General features: G+C 61.5%; 1 protein-coding gene. It reads left to right on the top strand.

Going from position 1 to position 863, the window contains the following annotated elements:
- Window positions 1-863 (top strand): 1-deoxy-D-xylulose-5-phosphate synthase N-terminal domain-containing protein (locus NP596_RS21635; RefSeq protein WP_305891847.1); only part of this gene is annotated, 863 nt, incomplete at both ends.

Genomic DNA, 863 nt, shown 5'->3' with positions numbered 1-863 from the left:
TTGTATTCGTCGGTACGGGAAGAAAGCAAGAAAGCCCTGGCCAGCATGCCGTCGGTGTGGGAACTGGCGCGCAAGACCGAAGAGCACGTGAAAGGCATGATCGTACCGGGCACCCTGTTCGAGGAACTGGGCTTCAATTATTTCGGCCCCATCGACGGCCACGATGTGGACATGCTGGTGTCGACGCTGGAGAACCTGAAGGATATTTCCGGACCGGTGTTTTTGCACGTGGTGACCAAGAAAGGCAAAGGCTATGCGCCGGCCGAGAAAGACCCCCTGGCGTACCACGGCGTGCCCGCCTTCGACCCCAGCCAGGATTCCCTGCCCAAGTCGGCGCCGTCGCCGCATCCGACCTATACCGAAGTATTCGGCAATTGGTTATGCGACATGGCGGCGCGGGACGAGCGCCTGCTGGGGATTACCCCCGCCATGCGCGAAGGTTCCGGTCTGGTGAAGTTCTCCCAGCAGTATCCGAAACGCTATTTCGATGTAGCGATTGCCGAGCAGCACGCGGTGACCCTGGCCGCCGGCCAGGCCTGCCAAGGCGCCAAACCGGTGGTGGCGATTTATTCGACCTTCTTGCAACGCGCGTACGACCAATTGATACACGACGTAGCCTTGCAGAATCTGGACGTATTGTTTGCGCTGGACCGGGCCGGTCTGGTCGGCCCCGACGGCCCGACCCATGCCGGCAGTTACGATTTCAGTTACATGCGCTGCATTCCGAACCTGCTGGTGATGGCCCCGGCCGACGAGAACGAATGCCGGCAAATGCTGACCACCGGTTTCCATTATCCAGGCCCGGCCTCGGTGCGCTATCCGCGCGGCAAGGGCCCCGGGGCCAGTGTCGAGTCCGGCTTGAC

It is taken from the genome of Methylomonas rivi (genome assembly GCF_024505165.1).
Taxonomy (GTDB): Bacteria; Pseudomonadota; Gammaproteobacteria; order Methylococcales; family Methylomonadaceae; genus Methylomonas; species Methylomonas rivi.
Note: the sequence above shows the minus strand (reverse complement) of the source record. Positions and strands in the feature narration are given on the sequence as shown.